General features: G+C 68.6%; 5 protein-coding genes. All 5 read left to right on the top strand.

The window, feature by feature from the left end; all coding sequences use genetic code 11:
• The first annotated feature begins 762 nt into the window (after window positions 1–762).
• Window positions 763–1,356, top strand: a complete 594-nt coding sequence (locus tag ACIOKD_RS41490) for a hypothetical protein (protein ID WP_402093639.1) — start codon at window positions 763–765, stop codon at window positions 1,354–1,356.
• Window positions 1,353–2,429 carry a trypsin-like serine peptidase gene (locus ACIOKD_RS41485; protein ID WP_402093638.1) on the top strand — a complete coding sequence of 359 codons (1,077 nt, stop codon included), beginning with the start codon at window positions 1,353–1,355 and terminating at the stop codon, window positions 2,427–2,429. Before ACIOKD_RS41490 ends, ACIOKD_RS41485 begins: the two co-directional genes overlap by 4 nt.
• Window positions 2,430–2,765: 336 nt before the next feature.
• Window positions 2,766–3,740: a lytic transglycosylase domain-containing protein gene (locus ACIOKD_RS41480; RefSeq protein ID WP_402093636.1), complete on the top strand. Its 975-nt coding sequence runs from the start codon at window positions 2,766–2,768 to the stop codon at window positions 3,738–3,740.
• 184 nt (window positions 3,741–3,924) lie between these two features.
• Window positions 3,925–5,205, top strand: a complete 1,281-nt coding sequence (locus ACIOKD_RS41475; protein WP_402093635.1) for a CHRD domain-containing protein — start codon at window positions 3,925–3,927, stop codon at window positions 5,203–5,205.
• A 171-nt stretch (window positions 5,206–5,376) separates the two neighbouring features.
• The gene (locus ACIOKD_RS41470) at window positions 5,377–6,408 is read left to right on the top strand and encodes a peptidoglycan DD-metalloendopeptidase family protein (RefSeq protein WP_402093633.1); all 1,032 of its coding nucleotides are present in this window, start codon (window positions 5,377–5,379) and stop codon (window positions 6,406–6,408) included.
• The last annotated feature ends 242 nt before the right edge of the window (window positions 6,409–6,650 follow it).

Below are 6,650 nucleotides of genomic sequence, written 5' to 3'. Positions count from 1 at the left end.
CGTCCCACCCTCGGCGTCCGTACTTACCGCTCGCTTAACAAAGCCTTGCTCCCCTCCCGCCCGCCACGACAGCCCCACGACAGAAACCAACAGGCGGACTCGTTCTACCCGCGTCAGCCAGTGGGTTGTCCGTGACACACGGCAGCCCGTCCACTCCGGCGCTGTCGCTACCGGTGGGGCGGGGTGGTCGACGGGAGGCGTCGGAACCTCTTTCCCCCACAGGGACGCCGGTCAATCCCCGTGCCGCTCGAAACTGTGAACATCTCCTGCGAAGAGGCTGCTTCGGGGTGGCCGTGCCACTTTCGGCCGTCCGCCGTCGTGAGCGGACACGACGTCGAGGACGCCTCGGCACGACCCTGCCGTCGACGGCCGTGGTCCCGCACACCGGAAGGGAGTCGCGCGGCGGCCCACGGCAACCGCTGCCGCCGACTGTGCAGTTGCGGCCGGAGTGCCGCGTACATCCGGTGCTTGAGGACGCGCATGCAGGCGTCTTCGCCACGGACGATCACCGCAATGCGCCGGGGACACGACCGGTCCTCCCGCAGGCGCGATCCCGGCGACCATTCCGGCGCGGGCTGCCCAGAGGGGTGGCAGCGGTTCCAGCACGCTCCGGTACACACCCATGACGTCTTCGGCGGAGTCCGTGCCGACGGTTCGTGACCCGATCGTCCAAGCGCACCGTATAGCGAGGCAGAGGACCCGTCAGTCAGGGCACGGGTACAAGGGAGAGGGACGGACACACTGTTCAGGAAAACGCTACCGGTGGCGCTGTTCGCCGTTATCGCTGTCATGGGACTCTGCTCCTGCGGCAGCGGTTCCGCCGGCCCGCCCTCCGAGGCCGCCGCAACACGATCGAACTCCAGCACAGACTTCGACGGCTCGTTCCTGGCGGGCACCGCGAAGGACAACGGAGCCCCTCCCGAGACAGGTGACTTCGCGCCCGCGGCGCAGCGGGACTCCCCGGTCGCACGCCGCTGGGTCCAGATAGGAGCCGACACAACGGATCCGGTCCAGGGTCCCTTGACCGACGCCGCCGGACGAACCCTCTACCACTTCGAGAAGGACACCCCCTACGCCGGTACGTCGGCCTGTGACGCACGCTGCGCCGAGGAATGGCCACCGGTGACGATCCTGCCCGAAGGAACCGTCTTCCTGTCCGGGGTGATCGAGGGCGACATCGGAAACCTCACCCGCGATGACGGACTTGTCCAGCTCACCATCAAGGGCAGGCCGCTCTACCGGTACTCCGGCGACACCGCCGCGGGTGACGCCGAGGGACATGGCGCCTCGGGCCTGTGGTTCGCCACGAACCCCGCAGGCGGACGGGCATCGCTTCCACAAGGAGTCGACCAGTGACGCGTACCAGGCTCACCGTGGTGGTTGTCGTCTGCGTGGCCGCCGTCCTCACGGCCGTCTCCGTGCTGACCGACCTCCCCGGTCGTCTCGCCGGCGACGCCGCTGCCTCCGAGGGATGGCGCGACTGGAACCCGTCCACCTGGGCACGAGGCACCGATGAGTTCGACAACCCTGTGGTCGACGGCTTGTGGAACCAGGAGCGGATGCGCAGCGCCACCAGCGCCGACCAACCCGTCGCCCAGGACATCGGCGTGGACGAGAGAGGGCTCTCGGACCCCGAGCCCGCGCCTGTCGCCGCCGAACCGGTTCCGCAGAGTTACCAGAAGAACGCCCCGATCATCGGGAAACTCTTCTTCGACACCCCTGCCGGGCCGTCGGTCTGTTCCGCCACCGTGGTGGCGGATCCCGCGCGTCCTGGTGCGTCGGATCTCGTATGGACAGCCGGTCACTGTGTCCATGCCGGTGCTGAGGGAGGCTGGTTCCGGAACGTCGTCTTCGTGCCCTCGTACAACGACGAGGGCACGAAGACGGCCACCGGGCAGGACGGGAGCGCCGTAGCGGCGGCCCCCTTCGGGACCTGGTGGGCCGACGGAGCCGAGACGTCGGAACAGTGGATAGCCCAAGGAACACCCGAAGGCGGCGACGGGGCGGCGTTCGACTTCGCCGTGATGCACGTCAAGAGGAAGGGGGGTGACAGCTCCGTTTCCCTGGAGGAGACCGTGGGCGCGGCAGCGCGCGTCAACTTCCGCGCGCCCGTGACACAGGACATCTCCACCATCGGGATCTGGGGCTACCCGGCGGCCCCGCCCTTCGACGGCGAGCTGATGTACAACTGCCGCGCCCGCCCCGGACGCCTGTCCATCGCACCCGATCAGCCCTCCCTCTACAGGGTCGGCTGCACCATGACGGGTGGTTCCTCCGGAGGCGGCTGGTTCAGCGAGGACGCCGATGGTGAGCCCGTCCTGATCAGCAACACCTCCATCGGCCCCACCACCTCGACCTGGCTCGCCGGTCCTCGCCTCGGCCCGGAGGCCCGGCGGATATACGAGTCCGTGAGCGGCGAGTTCGACTGACATCGCAAGGCCGGCCCACCGCCCCTTCCTGTGTTCGTGTGACAAACCATCACTCCACCAGGCTGTCGGGCTTGCCGGTAGCCTTACACAGGGCTCAAGGCACCTGTGACGCGCCGCAGCCGATGGAGCAGCGAGGCCGGGTCGCACGTGGCGACCCGGCCTCGCTGCTCGCTGGTCGCGACCGCCGTCACCGCACCCTCCGCCGTCCTCGTCCCGTGAACCCCGGGTCAGCCCGTTGCGTAGTTGCCCTGTGGCGGTCGTCCCCGCTGAGGCGCCGGGGCGACGCGGCCCTACAGGCACTCGGGCAGGACTGCGGGAAGGCAGGCGAAAGAGTCCATGGCTGACGAAGGCGGCGGTCAGGCGCAACGCAGCACCACCACCGTGATCATGGCCGCGGTCAGTGGCTGCGGATGTCTGGCGCTCCCGGCGGGCTTCGCGCTCACCGCGATCGTCGTCATCATCATCGGAGGGCTGGCCGTCCTGCTGCTTCCCCTCGTCGTCATCGTTCTGTTCTTCCTGGGGCTGCCGACGGGCGACGGTGGCCAGGACGACCTCTCTCCGGCCGAGCGGCGATGCGACAACGCGGAGAGAGCCCTGGGGTCCGAACCGGAGGCCCAGGCGGACAGGGTTCAGAGCATCTTCCTCGGTGACGGGAAGGGCGACCTGGAACTCTCGCTGGGCGGGGCCGGGGAAGTCACCCAGCCATGCACCGTTCCCTTCGACCTCCTGGAACCCATCAACGCCGCGGGATCCGTCTGCGACACCATCGGACCGGTCACCGTGGCGGCGCAGATCCAGTACGAAACAGCCTTCGACGCCGGCTTCGTCGGACCCAACGGCGCCGAGGGCATCTCGCAGGTCCCCGCCGACGTCTTCGCCGAACTGAAGGCCGACGGCGACCCCCTCGACGCGGAACAGTCGATCGAGGCGCAGGGGCAGTACCTGTGCAGCCTGGCGGACGAGGCGCAGGAGTTGCTCGACAGCGGACAGGTGACGGGCAGCGCGCTGGACCTGGCACTCGCCGCCTACGACGTGGGTATGGACGCCGTACGGGAAGCGGGAGGCGTCCCGGCGACCGAGGACTCGCAGAGCTATGTCATCGGCGTCAGGACCTGGTTCGCGCCGATGGAGGGCGTCGGTCCGCCACCCCGGAAGATTCCCCCGCAGGGCGGTCTCCTCGACGTCGGACCGGACTCCGACGGGACCGGCCCCGGCATCGGTCCCGACATCCAGGAGAACGAGCCCGAGAAGACCGACCCCGACGTCGGACCCGACCCCGAAGAGGTCGGGACCGTCGTCACCGCGCCCTGATGGGCGATCCGTGCCGGGCGGTCCTTTTCTCGTATGTGCGGAGAAAGTGATCCACTCCAGCATCCGGTCCGTAGGAAGAAGTAGCCGCTTCCCGGCGGTAGGGAATGGTAATGGTCAAGAAAGGACCTGAGAAGTGCGACAGCGTATCTTTGCCCTTGCGACTGCCACGGTCGCCTTTGGCGTCGTGAGTGCTAGTCCTGTTTTCGCGGACGGGACAGCAGATTCTCATTCCGGGCACGGCAGCACGACCACGTCCACGTCCACCAAGAACAGCAGCCCCAAGAACCCGGCGAAAGGCAAGGCGTTCTCCTTCCGCGCCGCGCTGTCGGGCGATCAGGAGGTTCCTGTCGCAGGCGGCCCCGCCGTGGGAGACGCCGACGGCGTCGGAGAGGCGCGAGTGGAGGTCAAGGGCGACCGCGTCACCTTCTCGCTGCGCTGGGAGGGCATCACCGCCCCGACCCTCGGCCACATCCATGAGGGCCGGGCCGGCGCCAACGGCGATGTGAAGGTTCCGCTCTTCACCACCGCCATGCCTGACAGCGTCAGCGCGGCAGCGGGTGCCGTCGCCGTGAACGACGCCGCACTGGCCCGGAGGATCCGGACCGATCCCTCGGGCTTCTACGTGAACCTGCACAGCAAGGACTTCCCGGGTGGCGCGATCCGCGGTCAGCTCAAGGGGGACCGGCAGAAGGTGAACGCGCTGGGCATCTTCGACGCCCAGGGTCTGCGGGCCTGGTCCGACGGCAACCAGGAAGTGCCGAAGGACGCGTCCAGCAAGGTCGGTGACCCGGACGGGCACGCCGTGACCTTCCTGCGTCCCAGCGGGACGACCGTGGGCTACTCCATGGCGTGGATGAACATCACGCCTCCCACCCTGGGACACATCCACAAGGGCAAGCTCGGCCAGAACGGTGACGTGCAGTTCCCGCTGTTCACCACCGCGGTTCCGGCGAACATCTTCGCTATCACCGGCTCCGTCCAGGGCCAGAACGCGGACACGGTCACCCGGGTCCGGCAGACTCCGGGTAATTACTACTCGAACATCCATACGTCCGAGTTCGCTGACGGCGCTGTCCGAGGCCAGCTCTTCGGCAAGGCCGCCCCGGAGGCGCCCACCGGTGGAGGCCAGACAGGCGACGCCGGCACCGGTGGCACCGGTGGCACCGGTGCCACCGGTGGTGCCGGGGGAGCGTCGCCCACGCCCGCGCGCGGCAGCGCGCTCCTCTTCGACGACCCCGGTACGTTCTCCGAGGCCAACGCGACGCAGGGCGTGGCCGGCACCGGCTGTACCGAGGTCGGCCGCCCGAAGGAGGCGTCCGCGCTGCGGACGACCGCCTCGATAAAGGTCTGGTCCGGACCGGGCTGCACCGGTGAGTCCCTGGTGATCGACGACGACATCATCGATCTGGGCAAGGTGAATTTCGACAACAAGATCACCTCGATCTTCTTCGGCAGCAGCTCGTAAAAAGTTCGCCCGAAAAAGCCCGACGGCCGACGAGGTCCTCCTCGCCGGCCGTTCTGTTTTCTGTACCGAGTTCGGTGGTGAACCTACTCCGTGCGACTCGCGTAGTGAGAGTCGCAGACTGTCTCTGTTTGCAGACGAATATACGGTCCAATTACTTAAACGGGTGGAAAAGTGAGTTCTGACGGCGCGCAGGACCAGGGGAACACGGGAACGGTCACCCTTGGCCCGCATCCGACGGGGCCGTCGGATCGTCCCTGGGGCGAGACCGCTCTCACCCGGCACTACGTCACCGCGCGGAGCCGGAAGCCTCGGCGGTGGGCACCGCGCGGTCGGCTCGCCCAGTCAGCGGTGGTGATCGGCATCGCGGCCACGGCCGCCATGGGCGCCACCGTCGCGTTCGTGGGATCCGGCGCACCCGCGCGGTCCGCGCCCGCCGCGGACGCCGGTGCGCAGCCACCGGGGTCCGGTGACGGGCAGCGGCCCGCCACTGAGCAACCGGTGTCCTCCGCGCCCGAGGCGGCGGGAGGCCGGGGCGAGGCATCCCCTGCCGACGTGCCGTCGATTCTCCCTGACGCGGATGCGGCGCAGGCGCTGGGCAACACCGTGCGGGAACAGGCCGCGGAGCAGGAGATGCTGGCGGATGACGCCGCGCGCTGGGCGGACGCGCTCGCCGCGGCCGACAGAGCCACCGAGCGACGGAGGAGTGTCGATGCGGCGCGGGCCGCACGGAACCGGGAGGAGGTTGAACGTCAAGAGGAGGCCGAACAGAAGGAAGGGGCCGAGAGCCCGCCCGGGCAGACGGGTGACTTCGTCCTCCCGGTCACCTCGTACACCGTCACCTCGGGGTTCGGTGACAAGGGCAGACTGTGGTCGTCCGGCAAGCACACCGGACTGGATTTCGCGGCACCCTCCGGGAGCCCGATCATGGCCGTGCACAGCGGCACGGTGGTGGCTGTCACCACACAGGGCGCCTATGGCAACCGGACTGTCCTCCAGCTCGCCGACGGTACCGAAGTGTGGTTCTGCCACCAGGATTCCGTGGCGGTGAAGGAAGGGCAGGAGGTCCGCGCCGGAGAGGTGATCGGTGCGGTGGGGGCCACCGGGAACACCACCGGCCCGCACCTGCATCTGGAAGTGCACGCCCTCGGCGGCAAGGGCATCGACCCGATGACCTGGCTGACCGACAACGGGGTGTCCGTATGACCCCCGAACCGGCATTCTTCCCGATTCCGGTCCAACGAGAACACGGAGTGAGCAGGTCAGCGGATTGCTGGCGACACCAGGCCCGCTGACAGCTGACAGCTGACAGCTGACAGCTGACAGAGTGCCGACGTGGGAACCGGCCCCCCCCCTGTGTTTGGGGGGGGGGGGGTTTCGGGGGCGCGCGCCGGGTGTTGGTGGGGGTGGGGATGTTTTAGGGTTGTTCCCACAGCGCAACCCCCGCG

The sequence above is a fragment of the Streptomyces sp. NPDC087844 genome (assembly GCF_044742785.1).
GTDB lineage: Bacteria > Actinomycetota > Actinomycetes > Streptomycetales > Streptomycetaceae > Streptomyces.
This window is presented reverse-complemented; position numbering and strand designations above follow the sequence as displayed.

Excerpts from the sequence above, each read along its gene's own strand:
- ACIOKD_RS41480 (WP_402093636.1), top strand. The coding sequence starts at position 2,766 with ATGGCTGACGAAGGCGGCGGTCAGGCGCAACGCAGCACCACCACCGTG.